Source organism: Leucobacter sp. M11, assembly GCF_035726885.1.
Taxonomy (GTDB): Bacteria; Actinomycetota; Actinomycetes; order Actinomycetales; family Microbacteriaceae; genus JAPFRB01.
This window is the reverse complement of sequence record NZ_JAPFRB010000001.1, coordinates 41527-42948: the sequence shown is the minus strand read 5'-3', so window position 1 is coordinate 42948 and position 1422 is coordinate 41527. Positions and strand designations below refer to the sequence as shown.

2 protein-coding genes are annotated in these 1422 nt (G+C 68.3%); one reads left to right on the top strand and one right to left on the bottom strand.

Annotation, left to right across the window (positions count from 1 at the left end; translation table 11 throughout):
- Positions 1-15: 15 nt before the first annotated feature.
- Positions 16-615, top strand: coding sequence for a dephospho-CoA kinase (gene coaE, locus OOT08_RS00215; protein WP_325091258.1), 600 nt, complete (start codon positions 16-18; stop codon positions 613-615).
- Between the two features lie 239 nt (positions 616-854).
- On the opposite strand, the gene OOT08_RS00210 is transcribed toward coaE, so the two are convergent.
- Positions 855-1422: HNH endonuclease signature motif containing protein (locus OOT08_RS00210; RefSeq protein ID WP_325090591.1), on the bottom strand; the 568-nt coding region annotated here is incomplete at its 5' end.

Genomic DNA, 1422 nt, shown 5'->3' with positions numbered 1-1422 from the left:
AGTACACTGCTGAGCGTGTTTCTCATCGGCCTCACCGGCGGCATTGCGTCCGGAAAATCGACCATCGCCCGCCGCCTCGCGGAGCACGGCGCCGTGCACCTCGACGCCGATCAGATCGCTCGCGACGCGGTTGATCCCGGCACCCCGGCGCTCGCTCGCATCGCTGATGCCTTCGGGCCGGACGTGATCGCTGCGGACGGCTCGCTGGACCGGGCAGCGCTTGGCGCGATCGTGTTCGCCGACTCGGCGGCCCTGGCGACGCTCAACGGGATCGTGCATCCGGCCGTGTTACAGCTGACCGCGGATACCCTGGATCGGCTCCGCACAGAGCTGCCCGAACGAGGTGTTGTTGTGTACGACGTGCCGCTCCTGGTTGAGGCCAAGGTGAACCACCCCTGGGATCTCGTCGTCGTGGCCCACGCCCCAGCCGCGGTGCGTCGTGAGCGCGTGATCCAGCTCCGCGGGCAAACCCCAGAGGAAGCGGATCGCAGGATCGCCGCTCAAGCGAGTGACGAGGAACGCCTAGCCGTCGCGGATGTCGTGATCGACACAGCGGGCGACCTCACCCATACGCTCGAGCAGACGGATGCGTTGTGGGAGCGGATTACCGCCTAGCTCGGAGGCCCAGTGCTGGTTCGGTGAGCGCCTGAACCGAACCCACATCAACCTCGTCACCCCCGGCCGGAGTGCGCCGCCGCGGAACGCTGCGCTTGATCGGGACGCTCACCGAACCAGGACCGGGCAGGACGCCGTCGTGGCTCCGTAACGCGGGCACCGACTGCTGGGCAAGCTCCCGCGGTCGACCGCGGATACTCGCCCTGAAACGCTGGCGAGGGCGTTCCGGCAAGCGGTGGTCACGGTGTCACCTGGGGATCAGTCGGTGCCGATGGTCGTTCCGGCACGGTGTTGACGCGTCTGCCGCTGAGCGTTTCCCACTCGAGGACTCCGTTGTTGTTGTCGAGGAGTGTCCAGCCCCGGTACCGCCACCCTCGGGGGAAGGGGCCCCGGCGTCGCCCGGTGGGGCCGAGGCCGGCCCGGGCTCCGGGGTCGCCGAGCCCTTTCATCGTGTGGTGCGTGCGACACAGGTGTGCGAGGTTGTCGTGCGCGGTCTCGCCGCCCTGGTCCCAGGGCGTGGAGTGGTCGAGGTCGCATCGAATCGCGGGGCGTTCGCAGCCGGGGAAGCGGCAGTGCTGGTCCCGGAGCTCGGTGAATCTTCGGAGCGCTTTCGGCGGCGTATAGCTGTCCCGCCCGACGTTCAAAATCGCACCCTGGTCGTCCAGGTAGAGGTTTCGGAGGGTGCCGAGGGCGAAGGCGAAGCGCAGCGCGGTCTCGTCATCGAGGACCCCGTACCCCTGGATCTCGGCGAACTCCTTCGCGTGGATCTGTCTCGCAATGTTCTTCGCGGAGCTGCCCGCGTTCCCC